Origin of the sequence: Streptomyces sp. TP-A0356, assembly GCF_001417775.1 — a bacterium.
Classification (GTDB): domain Bacteria; phylum Actinomycetota; class Actinomycetes; order Streptomycetales; family Streptomycetaceae; genus Streptomyces.
On sequence record NZ_BBZJ01000016.1, the window covers coordinates 1 to 25,761 of the forward strand.

General features: G+C 72.2%; 26 protein-coding genes. 11 read left to right on the forward strand and 15 right to left on the reverse strand.

The window, feature by feature from the left end; translation table 11 throughout:
• Both ASC56_RS10805 and ASC56_RS10810 read right to left on the reverse strand, forming a co-directional pair.
• Positions 1-688: maltotransferase domain-containing protein (locus ASC56_RS10805; protein ID WP_234376922.1), on the reverse strand; the 688-nt coding region annotated here is incomplete at its 3' end.
• 84 nt (positions 689-772) lie between these two features.
• On the reverse strand, positions 773-1,039 hold the full coding sequence (locus ASC56_RS10810) for a DUF5133 domain-containing protein (protein ID WP_371330052.1): 267 nt from the start codon (positions 1,037-1,039) through the stop codon (positions 773-775).
• 315 nt (positions 1,040-1,354) lie between these two features.
• On the opposite strand from ASC56_RS10810, the gene ASC56_RS10815 reads away from it, so the two are divergent.
• The 4 genes from ASC56_RS10815 to ASC56_RS10830 all read left to right on the forward strand — a co-directional run bounded on the left by ASC56_RS10815 (position 1,355) and on the right by ASC56_RS10830 (position 5,032).
• Positions 1,355-1,885, forward strand: coding sequence for a hypothetical protein (locus ASC56_RS10815; RefSeq protein WP_055491100.1), 531 nt, complete (start codon positions 1,355-1,357; stop codon positions 1,883-1,885).
• Positions 1,886-2,209: 324 nt separating this feature from the next.
• A complete protein-coding gene (sthA, locus tag ASC56_RS10820) occupies positions 2,210-3,613 on the forward strand; it encodes a Si-specific NAD(P)(+) transhydrogenase (RefSeq protein ID WP_055491101.1) in 1,404 nt (467 codons plus the stop codon).
• Positions 3,614-3,673: 60 nt separating this feature from the next.
• The gene (locus tag ASC56_RS10825; protein ID WP_055491102.1) at positions 3,674-4,294 is read left to right on the forward strand and encodes an L-threonylcarbamoyladenylate synthase; all 621 of its coding nucleotides are present in this window, start codon (positions 3,674-3,676) and stop codon (positions 4,292-4,294) included.
• Positions 4,295-4,471: 177 nt separating this feature from the next.
• Positions 4,472-5,032, forward strand: a complete 561-nt coding sequence (locus tag ASC56_RS10830) for a hemerythrin domain-containing protein (RefSeq protein WP_055491103.1) — start codon at positions 4,472-4,474, stop codon at positions 5,030-5,032.
• 64 nt (positions 5,033-5,096) lie between these two features.
• Here ASC56_RS10830 and ASC56_RS10835 read toward each other — a convergent pair whose 3' ends face one another.
• Positions 5,097-5,648: a hypothetical protein gene (locus ASC56_RS10835; RefSeq protein ID WP_055491104.1), complete on the reverse strand. Its 552-nt coding sequence runs from the start codon at positions 5,646-5,648 to the stop codon at positions 5,097-5,099.
• A 394-nt stretch (positions 5,649-6,042) separates the two neighbouring features.
• On the opposite strand from ASC56_RS10835, the gene ASC56_RS10840 reads away from it, so the two are divergent.
• Together ASC56_RS10840 and ASC56_RS10845 are read left to right on the forward strand one after the other, a co-directional pair.
• The gene (locus ASC56_RS10840; RefSeq protein ID WP_055491483.1) at positions 6,043-6,300 is read left to right on the forward strand and encodes a DUF1876 domain-containing protein; all 258 of its coding nucleotides are present in this window, start codon (positions 6,043-6,045) and stop codon (positions 6,298-6,300) included.
• Between the two features lie 477 nt (positions 6,301-6,777).
• Entirely contained in the window at positions 6,778-7,236 is a 459-nt protein-coding gene (locus ASC56_RS10845) for a Crp/Fnr family transcriptional regulator (protein ID WP_055491105.1), read from the forward strand.
• A gap of 89 nt (positions 7,237-7,325) precedes the next feature.
• Here ASC56_RS10845 and ASC56_RS10850 read toward each other — a convergent pair whose 3' ends face one another.
• The 4 genes from ASC56_RS10850 to ASC56_RS10865 form a co-directional block, all read right to left on the reverse strand.
• Positions 7,326-7,916 carry a hypothetical protein gene (locus ASC56_RS10850; protein WP_055491106.1) on the reverse strand — a complete coding sequence of 197 codons (591 nt, stop codon included), beginning with the start codon at positions 7,914-7,916 and terminating at the stop codon, positions 7,326-7,328.
• Positions 7,917-7,937: 21 nt separating this feature from the next.
• Entirely contained in the window at positions 7,938-8,453 is a 516-nt protein-coding gene (locus ASC56_RS10855) for a pyridoxamine 5'-phosphate oxidase family protein (protein WP_055491107.1), read from the reverse strand.
• A gap of 76 nt (positions 8,454-8,529) precedes the next feature.
• Entirely contained in the window at positions 8,530-9,207 is a 678-nt protein-coding gene (locus ASC56_RS10860; RefSeq protein WP_055491108.1) for a pyridoxamine 5'-phosphate oxidase family protein, read from the reverse strand.
• Positions 9,208-9,225: 18 nt separating this feature from the next.
• Entirely contained in the window at positions 9,226-10,296 is a 1,071-nt protein-coding gene (locus ASC56_RS10865; protein WP_055491109.1) for an alcohol dehydrogenase catalytic domain-containing protein, read from the reverse strand.
• A 457-nt stretch (positions 10,297-10,753) separates the two neighbouring features.
• On the opposite strand from ASC56_RS10865, the gene ASC56_RS10870 reads away from it, so the two are divergent.
• The gene (locus ASC56_RS10870; RefSeq protein ID WP_055491110.1) at positions 10,754-11,893 is read left to right on the forward strand and encodes a site-2 protease family protein; all 1,140 of its coding nucleotides are present in this window, start codon (positions 10,754-10,756) and stop codon (positions 11,891-11,893) included.
• A 115-nt stretch (positions 11,894-12,008) separates the two neighbouring features.
• Here ASC56_RS10870 and ASC56_RS10875 read toward each other — a convergent pair whose 3' ends face one another.
• Entirely contained in the window at positions 12,009-12,914 is a 906-nt protein-coding gene (locus tag ASC56_RS10875; RefSeq protein WP_055491111.1) for a universal stress protein, read from the reverse strand.
• Between the two features lie 342 nt (positions 12,915-13,256).
• On the opposite strand from ASC56_RS10875, the gene ASC56_RS10880 reads away from it, so the two are divergent.
• Positions 13,257-13,952 (forward strand): CBS domain-containing protein, encoded by a 696-nt coding sequence (locus tag ASC56_RS10880; protein WP_055491112.1) that lies wholly within the window; start codon positions 13,257-13,259, stop codon positions 13,950-13,952.
• Positions 13,953-13,997: 45 nt separating this feature from the next.
• Positions 13,998-14,699, forward strand: coding sequence for a response regulator transcription factor (locus ASC56_RS10885; protein WP_055491113.1), 702 nt, complete (start codon positions 13,998-14,000; stop codon positions 14,697-14,699).
• Positions 14,700-14,708: 9 nt separating this feature from the next.
• Here ASC56_RS10885 and ASC56_RS10890 read toward each other — a convergent pair whose 3' ends face one another.
• Positions 14,709-16,436: a GAF domain-containing protein gene (locus tag ASC56_RS10890; RefSeq protein WP_055491114.1), complete on the reverse strand. Its 1,728-nt coding sequence runs from the start codon at positions 16,434-16,436 to the stop codon at positions 14,709-14,711.
• 257 nt (positions 16,437-16,693) lie between these two features.
• Here ASC56_RS10890 and ASC56_RS10895 point away from each other — a divergent pair, with 257 nt between their 5' ends.
• Together ASC56_RS10895 and ASC56_RS10900 are read left to right on the forward strand one after the other, a co-directional pair.
• Positions 16,694-17,896, forward strand: a complete 1,203-nt coding sequence (locus tag ASC56_RS10895; RefSeq protein WP_055491115.1) for an AI-2E family transporter — start codon at positions 16,694-16,696, stop codon at positions 17,894-17,896.
• A 48-nt stretch (positions 17,897-17,944) separates the two neighbouring features.
• On the forward strand, positions 17,945-19,552 hold the full coding sequence (locus ASC56_RS10900; protein WP_371330063.1) for a N,N-dimethylformamidase beta subunit family domain-containing protein: 1,608 nt from the start codon (positions 17,945-17,947) through the stop codon (positions 19,550-19,552).
• Between the two features lie 57 nt (positions 19,553-19,609).
• On the opposite strand, the gene hypE is transcribed toward ASC56_RS10900, so the two are convergent.
• Genes hypE through hypA form a run of 6 tightly spaced genes read right to left on the reverse strand, consistent with a single transcriptional unit; the run spans position 19,610 to position 25,708 of the window.
• Positions 19,610-20,689, reverse strand: a complete 1,080-nt coding sequence (hypE, locus tag ASC56_RS10905) for a hydrogenase expression/formation protein HypE (protein ID WP_055491116.1) — start codon at positions 20,687-20,689, stop codon at positions 19,610-19,612.
• Positions 20,682-21,806, reverse strand: coding sequence for a hydrogenase formation protein HypD (gene hypD / locus ASC56_RS10910; protein ID WP_055491117.1), 1,125 nt, complete (start codon positions 21,804-21,806; stop codon positions 20,682-20,684). The genes hypE and hypD overlap by 8 nt, the downstream gene beginning before the upstream one ends.
• The gene (locus ASC56_RS10915) at positions 21,803-22,111 is read right to left on the reverse strand and encodes a HypC/HybG/HupF family hydrogenase formation chaperone (RefSeq protein ID WP_055491118.1); all 309 of its coding nucleotides are present in this window, start codon (positions 22,109-22,111) and stop codon (positions 21,803-21,805) included. The genes hypD and ASC56_RS10915 overlap by 4 nt, the downstream gene beginning before the upstream one ends.
• A 52-nt stretch (positions 22,112-22,163) precedes the next feature.
• Positions 22,164-24,557, reverse strand: a complete 2,394-nt coding sequence (gene hypF, locus ASC56_RS10920; protein ID WP_055491119.1) for a carbamoyltransferase HypF — start codon at positions 24,555-24,557, stop codon at positions 22,164-22,166.
• Positions 24,554-25,309 (reverse strand): hydrogenase nickel incorporation protein HypB, encoded by a 756-nt coding sequence (hypB, locus tag ASC56_RS10925; RefSeq protein ID WP_055491120.1) that lies wholly within the window; start codon positions 25,307-25,309, stop codon positions 24,554-24,556. Before hypB ends, hypF begins: the two co-directional genes overlap by 4 nt.
• A 3-nt stretch (positions 25,310-25,312) precedes the next feature.
• On the reverse strand, positions 25,313-25,708 hold the full coding sequence (gene hypA, locus ASC56_RS10930) for a hydrogenase maturation nickel metallochaperone HypA (protein ID WP_055491121.1): 396 nt from the start codon (positions 25,706-25,708) through the stop codon (positions 25,313-25,315).
• Between the last annotated feature and the right edge of the window lie 53 nt (positions 25,709-25,761).

A 25,761-nucleotide genomic window follows, 5' to 3' on the forward strand; every position in this document is an offset into this window, starting at 1 on the left:
CCGGCGTACCCTCCGACCGCGGGAAGAACTCGTACCACGACCCGAACAACGCCCGCTCCCGCTCCACCAACAGCGCCAACCCCTCCGACGACGACACCAACTCACGCAACGGATGACGAGCCAGAACCCCATCCACCTCCGGCGTCAACGCCGCCGCCAGACGGGCGACCGGGGGGCGCGAGTCGTCGCGCAGGGCACGGACGGCCGCTCGTATCGCCTCCCGCCCCGGTCCCTCCGGCACTCCGGCGGCGGCGCGCTCGTACAGATCGGCGCCCTCCTCCAGGACCAGTGCCACGTCGACGCGGCAGGGGACCTTGATCCGCGCGTGGTGCCGCCAGGTGGTGATCGGATCGCCCCACGCCTCCACCAGATACGTCCAGGTGCCGACCGACAGCGGTGTCACGTCGGCGCCCCAGCGGTCGCTGCCGGGTTCCAGTTCACGCATCGGCGTCCAGGGGCCCGGGCGGCCCTCCGGGTCGAGCAGCACGACGTTGGCGCCGATCGCGCCGTGACCCTCGCCGAAGACCGTGGCGGTGACCTGGAAGGTCTCCCCCTCCACCGCCTTCGCCGGGCGTCGGCCGTGGTCGACGGTCGGACGGACGTCCACGATCGGGATACGGCCGATCGCGGGCCTCGCACCGCCGGCGACAGGGTTCGCCCCGTCCCGGTGCACGGCCTGCGGTTCCATGGACTTCGCCTCCTCCGCCGTTCTGGAGCCTCGGGTCGACGCCGGCTCTCGGGGTTCTCGGTGCTCTGCTCGGTGCGGCATCCCCTACGCGTTCGCCGACGGTGCGGGACGGGTTCCGGACACGGCCCGCTCGCGGGCCCTGTGAGCGTTCAGATACAGCTCGGCGGCGTCAACGGCCTCGCGCGCGCAGCGCTTTCCCATCAGCACGCACAAGGTGTAGCCCGTGTTCTCGAAGCTGCCGCGGACCGCCCGGTTGTCGGGGGACGCGAGCATCAGGCGTTCCCACGCCCGGTACTGCTCGAGATGTCTGGCGACCTCGGTTCTGGCTGGCAGCAGCACGGCACCGGTCACCTCCCATACCTCTGCGCTGGAGCACGTTTCCGGACGGTCGCGGGTGCGCGGTCCGGACGGGTACGCGAAGGCCGTACACGGAGCGGGGTTGGTCCGTTACGGCGATCGAGACCTTCACCCATGGTGCACGGCCCACCACGAAGCGTCCTGTTCGGATTTCAACCAGTGGGACTGGTGTGTCTCGTGTTGCACGAATGGAGTAGCAATCGCACAGTGGACTTACTCAGGAGCGATGACCGCTCACGCTTCGTGATCGGGGCTCGGCCCAAAGGGGCGAGGAGGAGCGAGAGCTTCGCCGGTGAGGAGCCAACGACGATGAAGACCGCAGCGCCCTGCTACTACCACCTCGACGTGGAGATCAGCCCGGAGCGAATCGGACAGGTCCAGCGGATTCTGGCCGCCCATCTCCGGTACTGGAATCTCGAGATGCTCGTCGAGCCCGTCTGCCAGTGCACCGAAGCGCTGATGCGCACCATCGAGCAGCACGCGGTGGACAAGAACACGACCATCGAGATGTGGTGGAACGGTCAGCACCTCATCACCGCGGTCCAGGACAGCGAGCAGGACGTCCGGCCGCACTACGCGCCGACCGGCTGCCTGACGCGGATCGCGGCCCTGAGCACCGGCTGGGGCTGCTGCGCCACCAACACCGGCGGAAAGATCATCTGGTTCTCGCAGCGGGCCCGGGCCGCCGAACGCGCCCCTCTCGTCCCGGTGGCACCCGCGCCGAGCCTGCGCGAGACGCGCCCGCTCCCCCGCGCTCTGCCGCCGGCGGCGGTCGCCGCCGGGCCGGAGCGGGAGGACGCGTCGGCGGGGCAGCCGGAACCGGCCATGGCCCACGCCTGACGCCCACGCCCCGGCAGGGCGCGCCCTCGTGGATCCCCGTGGACGGTGCGCCCTCGGCCGCGGCGCACCCGGGACGGTGGCCGTGGCGGTCGACACGGTTGTCGCGACCGTGAGGCGCCGGCGACCGGGCTCCCCGGAACGGCCCCTGTCCGGGGTCCGCGATTGCGACGGCCCCTGTTCGCGGTCCGCGATTGCGACGGCCTCTGTTCGCGGTCCGCGATTGCACGGGGCCGTGGTCGCCGCGAACGTCACCCCGGACCCTCGGGACCGTGCCCGTCAACTCCGCTCTTCCGGCGGGGGCGTTGGGCCTGTCAGACTCCGGGGGTGCCCGACTTCGACATGCTCGTCATCGGATCCGGCCCGGGTGGCCAGAAGGCCGCCATCGCCGCGGCCAAGCTCGGTCGTCGGGTCGCCGTCGTCGACCGCCCCGACATGGTCGGCGGGGTCTCCATCCACACCGGCACGATCCCCTCCAAGACCCTGCGCGAGGCCGTTCTCTACCTCACCGGCCTCACGCAGCGGGATCTGTACGGGCAGAGCTACCGCCTCAAGGAGGACATCACCGTCGCCGACCTGACCGCCCGCACCCGGCATGTGGTGGGCCGCGAGGTCGACGTCATCCGCAGTCAGCTCTCCCGCAACCACGTCTCCCTCTTCGCCGGCACCGGCCGGTTCGTGGACCCGCACACCGTAGCCGTACGCGAAGTGACGGGCGAGGAGCGGTTGTTGAGCGCCGAACATCTCGTCATCGCCACCGGCACCCGGCCCGCCCGGCCCACGAGCGTCGAGTTCGACGGGCGGTCGATCATGGACTCGGACAACGTCCTGGGGCTGGAGCGGGTGCCCCGTTCGATGGTCATCGTCGGGGCGGGGGTGATCGGTATGGAGTACGCCTCCATGTTCGCCGCCCTCGGCAGCAAGGTCACGGTGGTCGAGAAGCGGCCCGGGATGCTCGACTTCTGCGACGTCGAGGTGATCGAGTCCCTGAAGTACCACCTGCGGGACCTGGCCGTCACCTTCCGTTTCGGCGAGACCGTCGCCGCGGTCGAACGGCACCCCAAGGGAACCCTCACCATCCTGGAGAGCGGCAAGAAGATCCCCGCCGACGCGGTGATGTACTCGGCGGGCCGGCAGGGCCTGACCGACGAGCTCGACCTCGGCAAGGCGGGGCTGACCGCCGACGCGCGCGGCCGGATCACGGTCGACGAGCACTATCGCACCGAGGTGCCGCACATATACGCCGTCGGCGATGTGATCGGCTTTCCGGCGCTGGCCGCCACCTCGATGGAACAGGGGCGCATGGCGGCGTACCACGCCTGCGGCGAGCCGGTGCACGAGATGATCGGCCTGCAGCCGATCGGTATCTACACGATCCCCGAGATCAGCTTCATCGGACGGACGGAGGACCAGCTCACTCAGGAGTGCGTGCCGTTCGAGGTCGGCGTCTCCCGCTACCGCGAGCTGGCCCGCGGGCAGATCATCGGCGATTCGCACGGGATGCTGAAGCTGCTGGTCTCACCGGTGGACCGCACCCTGCTCGGCGTGCACTGCTTCGGCACCGGGGCCACCGAGCTGATCCACATCGGCCAGGCCGTGATGGGCTGCGGCGGCACGGTCGACTACCTCGTCGACGCGGTCTTCAACTATCCGACGCTCGCGGAGTCGTACAAGGTCGCCGCCCTGGACGCGACCAACAGGATCCGGCAGATCGAGCGGCTCGAGGACTGAGGACGCCAGGCGGATCGTCTCGCGTGGACAGCCCGCACCCGCATGATCGACACTCGGCGAATGGCGAAGTATTTCGACGTTCACCCCGAGAACCCCCAGCCGCGCACGATCCGCCAGGTCGCCGACAGCATCCGCGACGGTGCCCTCGTGGTCTATCCGACGGACTCCTGCTTCGCGCTGGGGTGCCGCCTGGGCAGCCGGGACGGCGTGGAGCGCATCCGTACGATCCGCCAGCTCGACGACCGCCACCACTTCACGCTCGTGTGCCGGGACTTCGCCCAGCTGGGCCAGTTCGTGCACGTCGACAAGGACGTGTTCCGCGCGATCAAGGCCTCGACGCCCGGCAGCTACACGTTCATCCTGCCCGCGACGCGTGAGGTGCCGCGCAAGCTGCTGCACCCGAAGAAGAAGACGGTCGGGGTCCGCATCCCCGACCATGCGGTGGCGCAGGCGCTGCTGGACGAACTCGGCGAGCCGCTCCTGTCCAGCACACTGCTCCTGCCTGGCGAGGAGGAGCCGATGACGCAGGGCTGGGAGATCAAGGAGCGGCTCGACCACGTCGTGGACGCGGTGATCGACTCGGGCGACTGCGGCACCGAGCCGACGACGGTCGTCGACTTCTCCGGCGGCGAGGCCGAGATCGTACGCAAGGGTGCGGGCGACACATCGCGGTTCGAGTGATCCGCGGTTCTCCGGCGTACGGGCGAGAGGGCCGTTCGGCCAATCCGGCGACTACCGGTGAGTGTCGTTATCGCCTCGACGGTCTCGGGAAATGGTGTCCGGGCGGTTGCGTACGGCCACGAGAAGCCGTGGACGCCGACCGTCCGAACCCATCAGCCACGTCACAGGGAGACCGTCATGGGACACGGTGGCGACGTCATCAACGAGCTCACCACCGACCACCGGGAGGTGGAGAACTACTTCCAGCAGATCGAGTCGCTGCCCAGCGGCCATCAGGACCGCCGCAAGCTGGCCGACGAGATGACGATCGAACTCGTCCGGCATTCCGTCGCCGAGGAGATGTATCTCTACCCCGCCGTGCGGGAGCACATCGAGGACGGCGACGCGATCGCCGACAAGGAGATCGCCGACCACGCGCGGGTGGAACAGGCCCTCAAGCAGCTCGAGGGCTGCGATGTGGACGACCCGCAGTTCGACCGGTTGTTCATCACGGTGAAGAACGAGGTGAAAGCGCACGTCGAGGACGAGGAGAACAACCTCTTCCCCAAGCTGCGCATGGCCTGCAGCCAGGAGATGCTCGACACCCTGGGCGAGAAGATCCGCATGGGCAAGAAGATCGCGCCCACGCGCCCCCACCCGGCCGCCCCCGACACGCCGCCCCTGAACAAGATCATCGCGCCGGGTACGGGTCTCGTGGACCGGGTCCGCGACTTCGTCACCGGCCGCGGCCGCTCCTGACCGGCGCGGGCGGCCCGGCCCGGTCCGGTCGGGTTCTGCCGAGTTCCGCCGAGTTCGCGTCGGCTCAGCCGGTGACCTGGTCCCCGACCGGGCCGTCCTCGTCCACGGGCTCCTCGTGCACCCGTCGCACCAGGGAGTCCCGGTGCAACCCGGCGAGCCCCCCGAGCAGGTCCGGGTGGCGCAGCAGGGGAGCCGCCCGGTGGTCCCGCTCGTCGGGATCGGTCAGCCTGCGGAAGTCGAACGCGAACCCGGCCGTGTGGTCGCAGCCGTCGAGCGCGGCGACCGCCTCCCGCGCGAGGGACGGTGTGGTCAGCAGGCAGGCGGCCCAGCTGGCGACCACCTCGTCCACCCAGGAGCGCCAGCCGGTGTCGGCCTCGTCGGAGGCCGCCGCATCGGATCCGGCGAGCCAGTCCAGACGGGTGGACCCGCCCGGGCCGACGAACGCGACGAGTGCGGCGTCGGCCACCGAGGGATAGCGCAGCCAGGCGGCGACCGTGACGGCCTGGGACGCCTGGGCCTCCGCCAGGGCGGCATCCAGTGCTCCACCGGTGCCCGGGTAGGAGCGCAGCAGCCACTGGGTGGTGGCGGATATGACAGGGGACAGATCGGCTGACATCTGCGTCACCCTAGCCGCCGGCACGAAACGGATAAATGGCGTGGATCACACTCAAAACGCTCGCAGTGCAGATCACACGCGGGAGGGGCCCGGAGACCGGGAGGACACGCGCACGGCCGACCCGCAGCGCCTCGGCCGGCCGGCGCAGCACGCCGGACGCAACCCGGGCGAGGCGGAGCGCCATTGGCTGGGACCGGTGACCCGCAGACGGGCCGGCAGACCGTGCCCGGTGACGTAGCAGAACCCGACGTCGTGTGCGGCGGCGCGGAGTTCGGTCACGGGCGTGGTGCGTGCGCTCCGGGTTCTTGTGGACCGGCTCCCAAGACGGGTGCAGGCTGAGAATCGGGACAGAAGCCGCCCGGTTCGGCTGACCCTCCGCACGGAAGTGATCACGATGGAAGCCAAACAGTGGACCGTGCAGATCTACATCACCGAGGACGGCGACGACACCCGTGCGCATGCCGTGCTCACCACCCGCGACACGGCGTCCGTCACCGGACGGGGAGTGGCCCGGCGCAACCCGGTGGACCGGCCCATCCCGGAGATCGGCGACGAGCTCGCCGCCAGCCGCGCGCTGGAGGACCTCGCCATCCGGCTGCACGACGTCGCCTCCGACGACATCGTGCAGTTGGCCGGGCCCGCCGCACCGTGACGGCGCCGGGCACGTCCGCTCGTGCCCGTTCGCGGTGATGGGCCGGGCCTGGCAGCGGGAGCGCCGGGCCCCCGGCGCTGGCGGTTCTCCCGTTCCCGTGGTGTGCTGAGAGTGACGGGAAGGACCCATGAAGACGCGGAGAAGCGGCTCGCGGCCGTGCACCGCGCAATCGAGATCCGCGAGAAGCGGGTGGGGTCCTTCCCGCCCTGTCATGCCCTGTCTGTGCCGGCCCCGCCTCGTGCCGGGTGTCGCGCGCTCCCGCGGTCGGCGGAGCACCGCCGAGCCGACGCCTTCCCACGGCGGTCCCGGGGGGGAAGCGATGACAAGCAGCCGCACGGCCCCCGTCCCGATCCCTCCTCGCCCCGGCCCACGAGCCGCCCTTGGGCGGGGCCGGCCGGGAGTCGGCGGGCGGCCGCGGCGACAGGGAAAGGACGCCGCGGCGACAGGAACGAAAGGACGACGAAAGGACACGGAGCGATGGCCTCTGCCACCACCCTGGCCTCGGCCCTCCCGGCCGACCACCGCGAACGGCTGATGCGGCTCGCCCGCGAGGTCTTCTTCGAGGCGGGAACCCGACTGTTCGAGGAGGGCCGGCACGCGGACCGGTTCTGGATCATCAAGACCGGGACCGTGGCCCTGGACCTGCATGTGCCCGGCCGCCGGGCCGCCATCATCGATTCACTGGGACACGGCGAACTGGTCGGCTGGTCCTGGCACTTCACGCCCCATGTATGGCAGCTGGGCGCCGCGGCCATGAGTCCCGTACGGGCCCATGAGTTCGACGCGGTGGCGGTGCGGGCGATGTGCGAGCAGGACCCCGAGTTCGGCCGTGCGATCGCCGTCTGGGTCGGCTACGTGCTCGCACACCGCCTGCACGCGGCCCGTACCCGGCTGCTCGATCTGTACGCCCCTTACGGCAGTGGAGACCTGGCATGACCGGTTCCTCCGCCGGGGAACCGGCGTAGCCGGGGGCCCGGGGACCTGAGGGGGGCCTCAGGGGGCCTCAGGGGGATCGACGTGCTCGGTCAGCCGATCGTCCTTCGCCAACGCGGACCGACCCGCTCCCACTCCCGGTCCCATGCCACCATCCGCCGCCGTTCCAGGCTCCCGCGCACCAGCCACCCGCAGCCCCACACCCCGCCCGCGGCACCGAGCCCGGCCAGCGCGCCCACCAGCGACGCCTGCCGTCGCGTATGCGTCTCGTTCACCGGCCTGGAGACCAGCCGTCCCGCGCGATCCGTCCACACGGTGACCGCCGTGCCCGTCCTCCCCCCGGGCTCGACCTTCACCAGACCCGTGTGCGTCGAACCGTCACCCGCGGTCCAGCGCGCCTTCGCCCACACGCTCCCGTCGCCGTAGTCGGACACCGCCTGGGGGCTGCGCACCGCGTTCTCGGTCAGCACGGCCCGCACCGCGTACGAGTGGGCGCGGCGCTCGGCGAGTCCGTGATGCACCGTGGCCGCCGCGCCCTGACCCGCGAGCACACCGGCCAGCAGGACGAGGAGCCAGGTGGCGAGCATGATCCAGGCCTCCACACGGTCGCTGCGGCGCAGTAGGGGATTGCGCCGCCACCGCCAGAGCCACACCTTCGTCGTCGTACGCCGGGTCGTCGCCATCCGTCCTCACCTCGGGGTGCGTCATGTGACGCGGCCGGCTCCTGATGGTCCTGGTCCGGCCGACGGGGCGGGCCGATCGGCGCCGCCCCGGGTACCGGCCGGCTCTCGCTCGACGCCGTAGAGGCCGATGCCGCCCACGAGTTCACGCCCCGTCACCAGCTCGGGCTCGATGCGCACGAAGACATCCTCCGGTGAAGGCACCCAGGAGCGCGGCCCGGTGCGGGCCAGCCGATCGCGTTCCACGGGGTCGGTCACCACGGCGGCCGGTCCGGTGACGACGACGCTCCAGCCGGAGCGCGCTGCCGCGTCGACGTCGTCCGCCTCGAAGGCGACCACCGAACCCTCGATGGCACGGACCAGCTCCGAGGCCGCCGAGGTGCGCAACAGCACCGCGCCGTCGCGGTCGAGACAGAAGGTGAGCGGCAGCACCGCGGGCAGGGCCTGACGCGTGTGGACGACACGGCCGACGGGGGCCTTCGTCAGCAGACGCAGGCACTCCTGGCGTTCGAGTTCGCGGAAACCGTCGTTCGGGTACATCAGTCAGTCCGTCTTTCGCCTGGTGCGGCGGCTCTGCCGTACGGCCTGCGTCCTTCGTCCCGGGCCGGGGAGGGTGTCACACGGCGATGCGCCGCCCGGTGATGCTGAGGGGGTCGATGCGGATCCACAGGTCGCGTTGTCCGCCCGCCCAGGGCTTGCTGTGTGCCTGCTCCTCCAGTCGCCGTACGGAGTCGGGATCCGTCACGGCGTTGGCGTGTCCGCGCACCAGGACGCTCCAGCCCTGGCTGAACGCGGCGTCGATGCGGTCGACCTCGAAGGCCACCTGGGAGCCCGACGCCTGTGACGCCACGGTGTCCGGGGCGGTGCGGAAGATGATCGAGTCGCCTACGACGCCGTAGTTCAGTGGGACGATCACCGGCCCCGAGGGGGTGTGCAGCGCGAGTCTTCCCACACCGTGGGTCGAGAGCAGGTCCCGGCACTCCTGTGGGGTCAGTTCGGTGAACCGCGGGTGCCGCCCGGGCTGTCCCAGACCCGGCGGCAGCTCGACGTCGCCGCCGGTGAGTTCGAGCACCGTGGTCTCCAGCGCTCCCGCCAGTCTGAGGAGGGTGCTCACGCCGGGCGCGGCGGTGGGCTGCTCCTCCAGGTACTGGAGGTAGCTGGAGGCCATGCCCGCCCGGTGGGCCGCTTCGTGCCGGGTCAGGCCCAGTTCCTCACGCCGCAGGGCGATCCGGCGTCCGAGATTGCCTGCGGGGTGGTGGCCCTCCACCGCATCCGACGATGCCTGTGCGGCCATGGCCCTCACTTCCTCTCGTCACGCCGCCCGGACGGCGACGACTTCGTGCTGCTGCCCGCCGAGTACCACTTTGAGCGCACCGGTGGCGGCGGCGCGGCCGCAGACGTCGTAGGCCTCCTCCATCCGGTCCAGTGGGAAGGTGTGCGTGACCAGCGACGAGGTGGGCAGCCGTCCGGCGGCCGCCATCCGCAGCAGCGTGGGCGTGGAGTAGGTGTCGACCAGGCCGGTCGTGATGGTCACGTCGGTGCTCCACAGGTCTTCGAGGTGCAGTGTGGCGGGGCCGCCGTGCACACCGACGTTGGCCACGCGCCCGCCTGGTCGCACCATGCGCGTGCACATCTCGAAGCTCTCCGGCAGGCCGACGGCCTCGATGACCACGTCGGCGCCCAGCCCGTCGGTGAGGTCGGCGACCAGCTGCTCGGGGCCTTCGTCGGCGTGCGCCACGGCATCGGCTCCGAACCGCTTGGCGGCGTCCAGCCGGGCCGCGGCCAGGTCCACGGCGATGATCCGTTCGGGGGCGTACAGCTGGGCCGTGGTGATCACGGCGAGTCCGATCGGACCGGCCCCGACGACGGCGACGGTGTCTCCGGGCCGTATGTGCCCGTTGAGCACGCCGACCTCGTACGCGGTCGGGAAGATGTCGGCGAGGAGCACGGCGTCCTGGCTGTCCAGCGTGCCGGGCAGCGGGTGGACGGAGAGATCGGCGAAGGGGACGCGGACGTATTCGGCCTGCGTGCCGTCGATCAGATGGCCGAGGATCCAGCCCCCGCCGCCCAGGCACTGGCCGTAGGTCCCCTCGCGGCAGTAGCGACAACGCCCGCAGGCGGTGATGCAGGACACCAGGACCCGGTCTCCCGGCTGCAGGGTGCGCACGTCGTCGGCGATCTCGACGACCTCGCCGACCGCCTCGTGCCCGAGCACGGTGCCGGGCGGCACCTCGGGCAGGTCGCCTCGGAGGATGTGCAGGTCCGTCCCGCAGATGGTGACGGTGTCGACCCGTACGATCGCGTCGGTGGCGTCCAGGATGTCGGGGTCCGGAACGTCCTCCCAGGCGGACTGTCCGGGGCCGTGGAAGACGAAGCCCTTCATGGCGATTCCTTCCTCTCCCGGTGTCTGACGGTGGGGCAGTGCCCTCTGCCGGTGTCTGACGGTGGGGCGGTGCGTCGGCGTCCGCCGCCCGGCGGAACGTCGGGGCCGGCCTGGACGCCACTTGCGGCCCGGGCGCCGACGGAATGCCGGCGGCCCTGCAGCTCCAGCTTGTCCCACGTCACCGGCCTTTGCTTGGGCCGGTCGGCCCCATCCGCGGCCGTCCGTCCGGTGACCTGCCGATCCGATACGGCCCGTCCGCCCGCCGGAACGGCCCGTCGTTCCCCGCCGGGGCCGCCCGGACCACGCCGGTCGGGCGTATCCAGCAGGACGATGGAAGGAGGTAGGGATCGGTCCCGTACCCGGGTGGGAATCGCCGTCGGCTGCGGCGACGCCCCGCCCGGCGACTGCCGCGCAGGGCGCTGCCGCCGGGGCCGCGCACCCGGAAGGCGGTGTTTCAGTGAACGAGACAGTGTCTCTGGGGCGGATCGCCGGCGTACGTGTCGGCCTGCACTGGAGTGTGCTCGTCATCATCGTGCTGGTGGCCGTCAGCCTGGCCGGCGGCCGTTTCCCCGACGCCCACCCGGGCCACTCCGCGTGGGCCTACTGGGCACTGGCGACGCTGACCGCCGTGGTGTTCCTGGCCTCACTGCTGCTGCACGAGCTCGCCCACGCGGTCGTCGCGCGACGCAACGGCGTCCAGGTCGACGGCATCACGCTGTGGATGCTCGGCGGCGCCGCTCGCCTGCACAACGAGTCGCCGACACCGGCCGCGGAACTGCGGATCGCGGGCGTGGGGCCGCTCACCAGCGCGGTGGTGGGCGGAGTGTTCATCGGTCTGGCCGTGATGATGGACGCGCTGCATGTGTCGGGGCTCCTGGTCGAGGCCATCGCCTGGCTCGCCGGGATCAACATCGTGCTGGCCGTGTTCAACGCACTGCCCGCCGCCCCGCTGGACGGCGGCCGACTGCTGCGCGCGTTCCTGTGGCACCGTACCGGCGACCGTGTGCGTGCGACCCGCGGCGCCTCGGCCGCGGGGCGGGCCCTGGGCTGGCTCATGGTGCTCGCCGGCTTCGCCGCCGTGCTGTTCGCCGGCAACCTGTCGGGGATGTGGTTCGCCCTCCTCGGCTGGTTCCTCATCGCCGCCGCGACCGCCGAGGCCCGTCAGGCAGAGCTGCGCGGGATCCTGCAGGGCATCCCCGTGAGCCGGGTCATGACCCGTGACCCCGTTTCCGTCCCCGCCACGATGACCCTGGAACGGTTCCTGGCCGAGGCTCCCTTCGACCGTTACCGCCACTCGGCGTTCCCGGTCCTGGCACCCGACGGAGACGTGATCGGGCTGGTCACCGCCGACCTCGTCGGCCGGACTCCGCCGGAGGCCCGCGCGAGCACCACGGTCGGCGACGTCATGCGTCCGCTGTCCGACGTCGAGACGGTCGCCCCCGACGACGCCGTCGTGGAACTGCTGCCGCGGCTGGAGGCGAGCAAGGACCGCAGGGCCCTCGTCCTGGACGACGGGCGCCTCGTCGGAATCGTCACACCCGCCGACGTCAGCCGCGCCGTGACCTGGCTGACCAGCGCCACCCGGCCGCGGGGCTGACGCGGCGAGTGCCTTACGCGCGCCCGGTCATGGCGGCCCTGAAGGCGGTTCAGAGCTCCGAACGGAATGGGCGCCCGGCTCACGGCGAGCCGGGCGCCCATTCCGTTCCGAGCTCTCAGGCGTGCGGGACGACGGCGACGGGGCAGCCGGCGTGGTGGAGCACGGCGTGCACGACGGAACCGATGTGGGTGCCGAGCCGGGTGTCCCGCGACGGGCGCCCCACGACGACGAGAGAGGCCCGGCCGGCGGCACGGACGAGCTCTGTGGCGGGTCGCCCCTCGGTGACGGTCTCGGAGACCGGGACCCCGGGGAACTTCTCGGTCCAGGGCTGCAGCGTCGCGGACAGGAGGGCCTTCCGTTCGGCGAGCGACTCCGGCCCGTGGCCGGCACCCGAGCGTCCTTCGGCGGCATGGCCCGGCGCCTCACCGACGGCGTGGACCACGTGGAGCGAAGCGCCACGGCGCCGGGCGGCCTCGAAGGCGAACCCGATCGGCTCGGCGTCGGCGTGCCGGGGGTCGAGGCCGAGGACGACATCGCGGTACGGCGTCTCGGGGATCTCCTCGGGCGAGACACCGTCCAGGGCGGGCAGGTGCTCGTCGGCCAGGGCCTCACCGGCGCGTACGAGCACCACGGGACGCGGAGACCTGGCGACGACGCGCTGGGACACCGAACCGACCACGAACCCCGCGATACGTCCCAGGCCACGCGACCCGAGCACCAGCACCTCCGACTCCTCGGCCGCCGCCAGGAGGGCGGTGAGCGGGGCATCGGGCAGCAGCGCCTCCTCCACCCGCAGCCCCGGGTGCGCCGCGCGTACGCTTCCGGCCGCGCGCTCCAGGGTCTGCTGCGCCCACTGGCCCCGGGTGGTGTCCATGGGCACGGTGGACGCGGGCGCCTGCCACTTCACGGCGTGCACGAGACGCAGCGTGGCACCGCGGCGCAGGGCCTCCCGGGCGGCCCAGTGAGCGGCCGCGAGACTCTCGCCGGATTCGTCGACTCCCGCGGTGACGTACCGAACCATGGTGCGCACCTCCTGCGTCCGGGCTTCCGGCCCACCGTCGAGCCTCGTCCAGTCGGGGCCTGGTGCGCAGGGGCCGCAGGGACCCCTCAGGGGGCCTGTCGGCCCATGCTGCGGGCCCCGGGGGCCGGTGACCCCTGGCCAGGGCCTCGACACGGGGAGACGCTGGAAGCATCAGTTCCGCTTGCAGCCGGAGGCTGTGATGAACGTTCCCCCGACGACCAGCATGCTCCACCCACCGCCCACCGGACACCGGGAACGGCTGATCCGTACCGCCCGCGAGCTCTCCCTCCCTCGGGGAACCCGCCTCTTCGCCGATCGTGCCCTTCTGACCAAGGAACCGTCATGCACGGCACCCCGCACATCGTGAGTGATGTGATGACGCATACGGTCGCCGCCATCGGCCGCCGTGCGACCTTCAAGGAAATCGTGCAGATGATGCAGGACTGGAGGGTCAGCGCCCTGCCCGTACTGGAGGGTGAAGGCCGTGTCGTCGGCGTCGTGTCGGAGGCCGATCTGCTGCCCAAGGAGGAGTACCGCGACGGTGACCCGGACCTCCTCGGTGCCGGGCCCGGCTCCGGCGAGGGCGCTGGTGCGGCCCCTCGGCACGGCCTCTCCGACCGCCCCAAGGCCGACGCGGTGACGGCGGAGGAGCTGATGACCTCCCCGGCTCTCACCACGCATGCCGACGCGACGCTCGCCCAGGCGGCGCGGACCATGGCGCGCGCCCGGGTCAAGCGGCTGCCGGTCGTCGACGACCTTGGCATGCTGGAGGGCATCGTCAGCCGCTCGGACCTGCTGAAGGTGTTCCTGCGGGACGACGAGGAGATCGCCGAGGAGGTGCGGTGCGAGGTGGTTCCCTATCTCTTCCCCCCGCCCGGGTCCGCCGTACGAGTCGTCGTCGAGAACGGGGTCGTCACGCTCGGTGGCCGCGCCTGGGACACCTCTGCGATACCGGTGGCCGCGCGACTGGTCCGGGCCGTCGAGGGCGTCGTGGACGTGCGGTTCGACCTGGCGGAAGCGGGGCCCCCACCGGCGTAGACACGGGGGTCCGAGCAACCTTCACCGGGAGAACACGAGGCACCCATGGCCGAGGCACACACCTTCAGCGAGCAGAACCCGATCCGGGTCTTCCTGCTGGACGACCACGAGGTCGTACGCCGTGGCCTGGCCGACCTGCTGGACGCCGAACCCGACATCTCGGTGGTCGGCGACGCCGACACCGTCGAACACGCGCTCGCTCGCGGCCCGGCGGTACGGCCGCACGTGGCCGTCCTCGACGTGCGCCTGCCCGACGGCGACGGCATCAGCGTCTGCCGTGAACTGCGCAGCCGCATGCCGGAGCTGGCCTGTCTGATGCTGACCTCGTTCGACGACGAGGACGCACTGCTCGACGCGATCATGGCCGGGGCCGCGGGCTACGTACTCAAGCAGATCAGGGGCTCCGACCTGGTCTCCGCGGTCCGCGCGGTCGCCAGCGGCCAGTCCATGCTCGACCCCGCGACGACCGCACGGCTGATGCACTCGCTGCGCGCCGACCCCGCCGAGCAGCCGGCCCACGCGCCCGAGCTGGCGGGTCTGTCCGCCCGGGAGCGGGACATCCTCGCGCTGATCGGCGACGGACTCACCAACCGCGAGATCGGCAAGAGGCTCTACCTCTCGGAGAAGACCGTCAAGAACCACATCTCGCGGCTGCTGGCGAAGCTGGGCGTGCAGCGCCGGGTGCAGGCCGCGGTGCTGGCCTCCCACCTCGAACCACCCCCGTCAACGGATCGCGCCGCCCGGTGAGCGAGGCCGTCAGGCCCCCGCCGAACGCACCGGAACACACCACACCAGCCGTGTCCCGCCCTCGACGCGCTCCCCCACGGTGAGCGTGCCGCCCAGCGCGACGGCACGCTCCTCCAGGTTCCGCAGTCCGCTGCGCACGGCGTTCTCGGGCATCCCGCATCCGTCGTCGGTCACCGTGAGCGTCAGCTCGCCCCCCGCCAGCGCCAGACGGACGTCCACGGAACATGCCCCGGAGTGCCGGGCCGCATTGCTCAGGGCCTCGCCGAGGACGGCGATCGCATGATCGGCCACGTCGCCCGGGACATCGGTGTCCACATGTCCCTCCACCCGCAGCGCGGGAGTGAAGCCCAGCGAGGTGGCCGACGCCTTCACCGCCTCGCACGCCCGCCTGCGCAGTCCGGCCGCCTCGTTCGCGCCGCCACTCGTACGCAGCCCGAAGATGGTGGACCGAATGATCTTGATGGTCTCGTCGAGGTCGTCGACGGTCCGCGACAGCCGCTCGGCGGCCTCGGGATGCTCGACGAAGCGCTGGGTGCTCTGCAAGGTCATACCGGCCGCGAACAGCCGCTGAATCGCCAGGTCGTGCAGGTCTCGGGCGATCCGGTCGCGGTCCTGCAGCAACGCCAGCCGCTCGGCATCCCGGCGCCGCTCCGCCAGCTCCAGCGCCAGTGCGGCCTGCCCCGCGAAGCCGAGCAGGGGACCGGCCTCGGTGTCCGTGAACGGAGTGCGCCCGACCGTGCGCCCCAGCACCAGCACGCCGATCGATTTGCCGCTCGCGACCAGCGGCACACCGACCACGGACCCGAGCCCGGTCCACAGGGCCGAATCCGGATCGATCCGGGGATCCTGCCGAACGTCGGGGCTGACCAACGGCTCCGCCGCACTCAACACGGCCGCCACGAAGCCGTCCTGCCCGGACATCACCAGGCCCCGGCGCCGCTCCGCCCCGAGGCCGACCGCCAACAGCGGCCGCAGCACGTCCTCCCCGGCCACCCGCTCGGCGATCATCCCCGCGTCGGCGGAGACGATCCCCCGCGCCCGCTCGACGATCAGCTCCAGTACGTCCGCGCTGGGCGCACCCGACAGCAGAGCGCTGGTGACCTGGGAGCTCGCCCTCAGCCAGCGCTCACGCAGCCGCGCCTCCTCGTACAGCCGGGCGTTCTCGACGGCGACACCCGCCGCCACCGCCAGCGTCGAGAGGACCGCCTCGTCCTCCGCGTCGAACTCCGCGGCGCCCCGCTTCTGCGTGAGGTAGAGGTTCCCGAAGACCTGGTCGCGCACCCGGATGGGCACGCCGAGGAAGGAGTGCATCGGCGGGTGGTGGGCCGGAAAGCCGTGGGAGGCGGGATGCTCGGAGATCTCGGCGAGGCGCAGTGGCCGCGGATCCCGGATCAGCTCCCCGAGGATGCCGTGCCCGCTGGGCAGTGCCCCGATCCGCACCCGTCCCTCCTCGCTGATGCCGACGGTGAGGAACTCCGACAGCATACGGTCGTCGCCGATGACGCCCAGCGCACCGTACTCGGCGTCCACCAGCACCACGGCCGCCTCCGTGATGCTCCGCAGCACCTGCGGCAGGTCGAGCTCCCGCCCGACCGACAGCACGGCCTCCAGGAGCCGGTGCACCCGCTCCTGGGTGCCCCGTGCCGCATCGATGCGGGCCTGCACCTCGTCCAGCAGCTCGTCCAGCCGCAGCTTGGGCAGGTGCTGGTCCGGAAGCCCACGCCCTTCCCCGCTCATGGCCACCTCCGAACGAACCGTGCGGACGAGGTGCGGATCAACGGCGACCCTCAGGCCTCACGATAGTGCGTGACGGGCCGGAGCGAGGACCGGTGCTCACTTGGAGTAACCGCTCGGACGCGTGCTCGGACGCTTGCTCGGGCGGGTGCGCCGCCGCCTCCGGGCGGTCGCGCCCGTTGCCGGCGACACCGCCTCCTCGCCCACCCGGGCGCGCGACACCCTGCCCCATGTCCGTTTTGCCCCTACTGTGCTGGGAGATGAGCGACGGTCAGGACGCGGGAGGCGCGGTGGCGCACACGGGCGGCTCGGCGGCAGGGCCGGGGAGAGGGCGCAGGGCGCGCACCGTGGTACTGCGCCCCCGGCCGCCGCACTCCCGTCACCTCCTTCGGCGCGCCTCGGCCGCCCCCGGGGGCTCGGTTGCCGAGCGCACCGTGCCCTGGCTGCGCGTCGCCGCCGCCTACGCCTGGCGTCTGATCCTGGTCGGCGTCGTGGTCTACGGCGCCTTCACCATCCTGGGCCGCTTCCAGCTGATCGCCGTGGCCCTGTTCCTGGCGCTCGTCATCACCTCGATCCTGCGGCCCGTCACCGACCTGCTGAACCGAGGGCTTCCACGGCCCCTCAGCGTCGCGATCGCCCTCATCGGCAGCCTGCTGCTGCTGTTCTCCCTGCTCGCCTTCATCGGTGAGGCGGTGGCGGGCGAGTGGGCGAAGCTGGCCAGCGAGTTCCGCGGCGGCATCGGCCAGATCGAACGCTGGCTCGAACGCCCGCCGTTCCGGCTCAGTCCCCGCAGACTCTCCGATCTGCAGGGGCAGATCGTCTCCTACCTCTCGTCCCATCGGTCCAGCCTGCTCAGCAGCGCCGTCAGCGGTCTCGGCAGGGCTGTCGAACTGATCACGGGGGCCGCGCTCGCGCTCTTCTCCTCCGTCTTCTTCATCCACTCCGGCGAACGCCTGTGGGGCTGGGCGAGTGACCAGTTCCTGCCCAGGGCCGCGCGGCCGACGTGGGACCGGATGGGGCACGCGGCCTGGCGGACGTTCGCCGGCTACACGCGGGGCATCATCATCGTGGCCGCCACCAACGCCATCCTCGTGGGCATCGTCCTGCTCCTGCTGCGGGTTCCGCTGGCTCTGCCGCTGACGCTGCTGGAGTTCTTCGCCACGTTCGTGCCGCTGATCGGCTCGCCGGTCGCGCTGGGTGTGGCCACGGTGGTCGCCCTCGCCGGGCGCGGTCCCCTCACGGCCGCGGCCGTGCTGCTGCTCATCGTCGTCATCGGCCAACTGGAGGGGCACGTCCTGCATCCCGTCGTGATGAGCTGGGCCGTCCGCCTCCACCCGCTGGTCGTCGCCGTGTCCGTCATCGCGGGCAGCATCGTGGCGGGCGTGATCGGCGCCATCGTGGCCGTCCCGTTCGTCTCCGTCGCCTGGGCGGTTCTGCAGGCGCTGCGGCCCCGGCCCCCGTGACGTCCGGCGGCCGGCGGTGGGGCGCGCGGCCCACCGGCCTGTGCCACGCTGACTCGCGGGGGCGGCGACACGCGAACCGGAAGCACGGGAGGCGATGTGGGCCCCGACGAGCGAGGTACGCCGGAAGACCTGCTGCGCAGGCACTTCCTCGGAGCCTGCGCCGGCCTCGGGCTGGCCTCGGCGACCGCCTCCGCCTGCGACTCGTCCGCTCCCGCCCGCGAGCGTCCCCGGGCCACGGTCTCCCCCCGGGCCGAGGCGGAACGCGACCGCGCGGGGACACCCGATTGGCGTATCCGGTCGGAGGGTCCTGCCAGGTCCGTCGCCGGTTACGCGGACCGGGTGAGCGTGACAGCGGGCGAGGAGTGCGGCCTGTACGTCTCGACGACCGCGCCGTCATTCCGTGTGTCGGCCTTCCGCGTCGGCTGGTACGGCGGTGCGCAGGCCCGGCTCGTCTGGGCCTCCGAGCGCATACCGGGCCGGGCCCAGCCAGGACCGCGCATCCTGTCAGGCACCCGCACGGTGCGCGCCGACTGGCGGCGCACGCTCACGATCGGCACGGCCGGCTGGCCCGAGGGCGCGTATCTGCTGCGGCTGGAGGCGGACAACGGCCACCAGCGCTACGTCCCGCTGATCGTGCGCTCCACTCAGGGCACCGGCCGTACGGTCCTGATGCACGCCCCGGCCACCTGGCAGGCGTACAACGGCTGGGGCGGCTACAGCCTCTACGCCGGCGCCTCCGGCGCGTACGCCGACCGGTCGCTCGCCGTCAGCTTCGACCGGCCCTATGACGCCGAGGGCGCGCAGAAGTTCCTGGTGTACGAGCGGGCGGCGGTGGTCCTGGCCGAACGGCTGGGCATACCGCTCGCGTACACCACCGGCACGGACGTGCACCGCGACCCGGAGGTCCTGCGCGGCGCCACCGCCGTGGTCTGTCTCGGTCACGACGAGTACTGGACCCCGGAGCAGCGGCGGCACGTCACCGAGGCCCGCGACGCCGGCGCCAACATCGCGTTCCTCGGCGCCAACACCTGCTTCCGCAGGGTCCGCCTTGAGCGGAGCGGAACACTGCCCGACCGCACGGTCGTCTGCTACAAGTCCTCCGTCCGGGCCGACCCCTGCTACGCGACCCGCCCCACTCTGGCGACGACCGACTTCCGCCAGGCACCGGCCGCCGACCCGGAGTCGTCGTTGACGGGCGTGCTCTACGAGGGCTATCCGACGGACGCACCGTACGTCGTCCACGCGGCGGACCACTGGCTGTACGAGGGGACGGGCGTACGGTCCGGAGACGGCTTCGGCCACCTGGTCGGTGTCGAGTACGACCGGGTCACACCGGGTGCGCCCGTCCCCGAACCGCTGGAGATAACGGCACACTCCCCCCTGGTGTGCGGCGGCCGGCGCAGCCACAGCGACTCGGCCTACTACACGGTCCCGAGCGGCGCGGGCGTCTTCGCGACGGGCACCATGCGCTGGGTGGAGGCGCTCATGGCCGGCACCGCCGACGGCGGCCGTGACCACGGCATGGACACCCGCACCCGCGCGTTCGTGACCCGCACCACGGAGAACCTGCTGCGCGCCTTCGCGCAGGGCCCCGTGGCCCGCCACCGCCCCGCACCGCGGCCGAACGTGAGCGAGGTGTACAAGGGCACGGTGTGAGGCGGCGCGCGGGTCACCGTGCTCCCGGCGCGCCGACGCCCTCATCCGCCGCACACGTCAGCAGATCCTCGGCAGTTGCTCCCCGATCGGGAGGTCCACCACCCGGGTGCCGCCCAGGCCGGTGCGGGCCACCACCATGCCCGGATGCTCCGCCACGGCCTCGCCGATGATCGTGGCCTCCGTACCGAGCGGGTGAGCCCGCATCGCGTCCAGTACCGCGTCGGCGTGCTCGCGCGGGACGAACGCCACCAGCTTGCCCTCGTTGGCGACGTACAGGGGGTCCAGGCCCAGCACGGCACAGGCGTTGGCGACGGGCGGCGGGACGGGGATCGCGCGCTCCCTGACGACGACGCCGGTGCCCGAGGCCGTCGCGATCTCGTTCAGGGCGGCCGCCAGGCCGCCCCGGGTGGGGTCGCGCAGTACGTGCAGGTCCGGGGTGACGGCGAGCATCGCGTCGACCAGTCCGCCGAGGGCCGCGCAGTCGCTCTCGATCTCCACGCCGAATTCCAGGCCCTCGCGGACGCTCATGATCGCCACGCCGTGCACGCCGATCGCGCCACTGGCGATCACCACGTCGCCGGGGACGACCCGCTGCGGCCGCAGGTCGACGCCCGCCGGGATGAGCCCGATACCGGCGGTGTTGATGAAGATGCCGTCGCCGTGACCGGCCTCCACCACCTTGGTGTCGCCCGTCGCCACCTCGACGCCGGCGGCCCGCGCGGCCACACCGAGCGCGTCGGCGACGCGGGCGACCGTCTCCACCTCGACGCCCTCCTCCAGGATGAACCCGCAGGACAGGTACGACGCCCGGGCACCGCTCATGGCCAGGTCGTTGACAGTGCCGTTGACGGCGAGGTCACCGATGCTGCCACCGGGGAAGAACAGCGGTCGTACCACGAAAGAGTCGGTGGAGAAGGCCAGTCGGAGGCCGCCCAGCGACAGGGCGGCGGCATCGCCCAGCTGGGCGAGCGCGTCGCCCCCGAAGGCGGGCGCGAACACGTGCTGGACCAGTTCGGCGGAGAGCGCCCCGCCCCCGCCGTGCCCCATGACGATGCGGGGCTGGTCGCGCAGCGGAGCGGGACAGGTCCAGGCCGCCGGATCCAGGGCCGGGCTGCGCAGGTCGGTGGTCTCAGACAAGGGAGGTCGCCTCCCGGGGGGCGGGGGTGAGGTCCAGACGTCGGTAGAGGTAGTACGCGGCGCAGGCGCCCTCGCTGGAGACCATCGTGGCCCCGAGCGGGGTACGCGGGGTGCACAGGGTGCCGAACGCCTCGCACTCGTGCGGCTTGATCAGGCCCTGAAGTACCTCGCCGCTTCGGCAGGCGGCCGGTTCCCGGGTCTGGATGCCCTCGACCGAGAAGCGGTGCTCGGCGTCGTAGTCGCGGTACTTGGCGGACAGCCGCCAGCCGCTGTCGGGGATTACGCCGATGCCCCGCCAGGCGCGGTCGGTGACCTCGAAGACGTCCTCCAGCATGGCCTTGGCGGCCGGGTTCCCCTCGGGGCGCACCGCACGGGCGTAGGCGTTGTCGACGGTGTGTTCGCCGCGCTCCAGCTGCGCCACGGTGCGGCGTACGCCCTCGAGGATGTCCAGGGGCTCGAACCCGGTCACGACGATCGGGACGCGATGGCGCTGCGCCAGCTCGGGGTACTCCTCGACGCCCATCACGCTGCACACGTGTCCGGCGGCCAGGAAGCCCTGGACCCGGCAGCTCGGGGAGCGCATGATCGCCTCGATGGCCGGGGGTACGCGCACATGGGACACCAGCAGGCTGAAGTTCGGGATGCCGAGCCGGCGGGCCTGATACACCGTCATCGCGTTGGGCGGCGCGGTCGTCTCGAAGCCGATACCGAAGAACACCACCTGCCGGTCGGGGTTCTGCTGGGCGATCCCGAGGGCGTCGAGCGGCGAGTAGACGACTCGTACGTCCCCGCCCTCGCCCCGCACCTGGAACAGATCGCGTCCGGTACCGGGCACCCTCAGCATGTCGCCGAAGGAACAGAAGATCACCTCGGGTCGGGAGGCGATCTCCAGTGCCTTGTCGATGACCTCCAAGGGGGTCACGCACACGGGACAGCCGGGCCCGTGGATCAGTTCGACCTGCTCCGGCAGCAGTTGGTCGATGCCGTGGCGGATGATGGTGTGCGTCTGACCGCCGCAGACCTCCATCAGCGCCCAGGGCCTGGTCACCGTTGCGTGGATCTCGTCGAGGAGCCGGCGTGCCAGATCCGGGTCCTGGAACTCGTCGATGTACTTCACTTCCTCGCCTCCTCGTGCGCGGGCGGGAGCGCTCCGCCCGCTTCCGCGGCCGCTTCCCAGGGGTCGCCGAACTCCTCCTGCAGCATGCCGAGGGTTTCGAACAGTTCGAGCGTCTGCTTCGCGGACTCCTCGTCGAGGCGCTGCAGGGCGAAGCCGACGTGGACGATGGCGTACTCGCCGACCTGGATGTCCTGCAGGTACTCCAGGCACACCTCCTTGACCACGCCGCCGAAGTCGACGTTGGCCATCCGGGTGCCGTCGCGTTCCTCGATGTCCAGCACTCTGCCGGGTACCGCCAGGCACATGGGCCTCTCCTCGCTGTGGGTGGTCGTCGCCGGGCACTGCCGGGACGGTTCGTCAGTCGGGGGCTTCGGTCCGGTTCGCCGCGCGGGCGGCCACCACGAGCTGGCCGAGGGCCAGACCGCCGTCGCCCGGCGGCACCAGGTGGTGGCGCAGCACCGTGAAGCCGTCCGCGTCAAGGGCCTTCGCGCAGGCCGAGGACAGCAGGGAGTTGAGGAACACGCCACCGGTCAGGGCGACCGTGTCCACTCCGTGCCGCTTACGCGCCAGCACGCACAGCCGATGCACGAGACCGGCCACAGCCCGGTGGAAGCGGGCCGCGACGAGGGCCGGTTCCGCGCCGGCCCGCAGGTCCTCGACGATCGCCGTCAGCAGGGGCGCCGCGTCCGCCGCCACCGGGCCGCCGTCCGGCCGGGCCGCCCGGACGGCGAAGGGGTAGGCGGCGGTGTCCCCTGCTGGTGCCCGTAGCGCGGCGGCCTCCAGCTCGACGGCGGCCTGGGCCTCGTAGCCGGACCGGTGGCACACGCCCGCCAGGGACGACACCGCGTCGAAGAGCCGGCCCATGCTGGAGGTGGGGACGCAGTTCAGGTTCCGCTCCAACTGCCGTGCCAGCACGGGGCGTTCGTCGGACGGACAGGCGGCCACGCAGGCGAGATCGTCCGACCAGCCGATGCCGGCCGCGCGCAGATGCGCGAGCGCCATGCGGTACGGCCGGTGCACGGCGGCGTCTGCGCCGGGCAGCGGAACATACGCGAGGTGCCCGAACCGGGTGTAGCCGTCGTAGTCGGCGAGCAGGAACTCCCCGCCCCATACGGCCCCGTCGTCCCCGTAGCCCGTGCCGTCGAAGGCGACTCCCATCACCGTCCGGCCGCCGTCGAGCCCGTGCTCGGCCATCGCGGCGGCGACATGGGCGTGGTGGTGCTGGACGCGGACGACGGGCCGGTCCCCCGCGTTCCGGGTGGCCCACCGGGCGGAGCGGTAGGCGGGATGCCGGTCGGCGGCCAGCAGCCGGGGCCGCACCGGGGTGATCGCCCGCAGTTGTGCCTCGGCGCGTTCGAAGGCCCGCTGGGTGGCCAGGTCGTCCATGTCTCCGATGTGGGCGGACAGCCAGGCGCGGCGTCCCTCGCCGAGGCAGAACACGTTCTTGAGGTCTCCGCCGACGGCGAGGGCGGGGCGCACGGGCACCGGAAGCGTCAGCGGAAGGGGGGCGTACCCACGGGCGCGCCGCACGATCAGCGGCTGTCCGTCGCACACGCGCACCACCGAGTCGTCGCACGGGACGTGGATCGGCCGGTCGTGCGTGAGCCAGGCGTCGGCCAGGCGTGCCAGCCGTCGAAGCGCCTCCCCGTCGTCGGTGACGATCGGCTCGCCGGACACATTGCCGCTGGTCATGACGAGCAGCCGGGGGCCCTCGGGGTCGCCGGGCAGACCGAACAGGAGATGGTGCAGCGGGGTGTACGGCAGCATGATGCCGAGGTCGGGGCTGCCGGGCGCGACGGTCTCGGCCGGCCGCGGGGCTTCGGGCGCCTGCGCGGCGGCACGGCGGCGCAGCAGCACGATGGGTCTGGTGCTGCCGGTGAGCAGGCCGCGCTCCTCGGGAGCGAGTCGTACGAGGTGCTCGATGTCGTCGAGTCCGGCGGCCATCACGGCGAAGGGCTTGTCCCCCCGGGCCTTGCGGCGGCGCAGCCGCGCGACGACGGCGGCGTCGGTGGCGTCGCAGGCCAGGTGGTAGCCGCCCAGGCCCTTGACCGCGAGGATCGCCCCGCTCGCCAGAAGCCCGCGCGCCCCGGCGATCGGGTCCCCTTCCGTGCTGCCTTCCGGTGGACCGCCGTCCGGGCCGGCGACGAGCAGGCGCAGCCGTGGTCCGCAGGCCGGGCAGGCCACCGGCTGTGCGTGGAAGCGGCGGTCGGCCGGATCGGCGTACTCGCGGGCACAGTCGGGACACAGGGCGAAGCCGGCCATGGTGGTCTGCGCCCGGTCGTAGGGGACGCCGGTGACGATCGTGAACCTCGGGCCGCAGTGCGTGCAGTTGACGAAGGCGTGACGGTGACGCCGGTCGGCGGGATCGGCCAGCTCACGCAGACACGCCTCACAGGTGGCCGTGTCGGGCGGGATCAGGGTTCCCGAGGGGCCGTCCGTGCGGGAGGCGAGGATGGTGAAGGCGCTGTCACCGGTGGCGGGCACCTCCTGGTGGTCGACGGAGTCCACCCGGGCGAGCGGGGGCGCGTCCACGGCGATGCGCTCGCAGAACCGGGCGACGGCCTGGGGTGCTCCCTCGACCTCGGCGACGACGCCCTCGGGGGTGTTGGTGACGTGCCCGGACAGGTCCAGGGCGGTGGCGAGGGCGTGGACGTAGGGCCGGAAGCCGACACCCTGCACCACGCCCCGCACCGTGACCCTTCTGCGCAGCCGCCACCGGACCCCGACGGCCGTCGAGGGCGGAGCGCTCACGAGCGGGACTGCGCCATGACGTCGGTGCCGTGCGTGTGGTCGTGCGTATGCGTGTGAGCGTGGGGCTCACGGGCCATGACGGGTCTGTGCGGCGGGGCGCCGTCCGCCGCGGCCAGTGCCCGGTCGAGCAGGGCGCCGACGCCCAGCTCCCGGCGGGCCGAGGTCATCAGCACCTCGACACCGGGGTTGACCTGTTCGACGTTGGCGCGGAACGCGGCCTCGTCGAAGGCGACCGCCTCCGCGATGTCGGTCTTGGTGACCACCACCAGGTGGGCGAGGCCGAACGCGGTGGGGTACTTGAGCGGCTTGTCCTCGCCCTCGGTCACGGAGGCGAGCACGACGCGCAGTGTCTCGCCCAGGTCGTAGGAGGCCGGGCAGACGAGGTTGCCGACGTTCTCCACGAACAGCAGCCGGGTCGCGTCCGGCAGCCATCCCTCCAGGTGGCCGGCGAGCATCGCCGCCTCCAGGTGGCACAGCCCGTCGGTGAGGACCTGTTTGACGGGGACTCCCGAACGCGCCAGCCGCGCCGCGTCGTTCTCGGTGGCGAGATCGGCGGTCAGCGCGGCCACCGGCACGGACCGCTCCCGGGCCACGACCAGTTCGCGTTCCAGCAGGGCGGTCTTGCCGCTGCCCGGGCTGGAGAGCAGATTGACGACCGTGGTGCCGCGGTCGGCCAGCTCGGTGCGCAGGGTGTGCGCGGCCCGGTCGTTCTTGGCGAGTACGGCCTGTTGCAGGTCGACCACACGGCACATGGTTCAGCGCTCCTCGGGGGTCGGTTCGGGGGTGGCGGTGGGCGTCCGGCCGTCCTCCCACCGCACGCCGACGATCTGCAGTTCACGGCCGGACAGCAGGTCGGTGCTTCCCCCGTCGCAGCGCGGACAGCTGAGCAGGGGCGGCATGCCGACGGCCCATTCGTGCGCGCACGGTGCGCAGCGGGCTCGCCCGGGCACGGTGTCGGTGACCAGCTCCGCGCCTTCCAGCACGGTCCCGGCACAGGCAAGTTCGAAGCAGAAGGACAGGGCGTCGGGTACGACTCCGGCCAACTCGCCCACCTGGAGCCGTACCGAATGCACCGCGGTGACGTCGCCGGCCCGCTCGGCCGCCTCTTCCACCTGGCCGATCACCGCCAGTGCGATGGACATCTCGTGCATGGGTCTCCGTCCCGGCGAAGGCCGGCCCCGCCCCGTGGGGGCGGGCGGGCGCG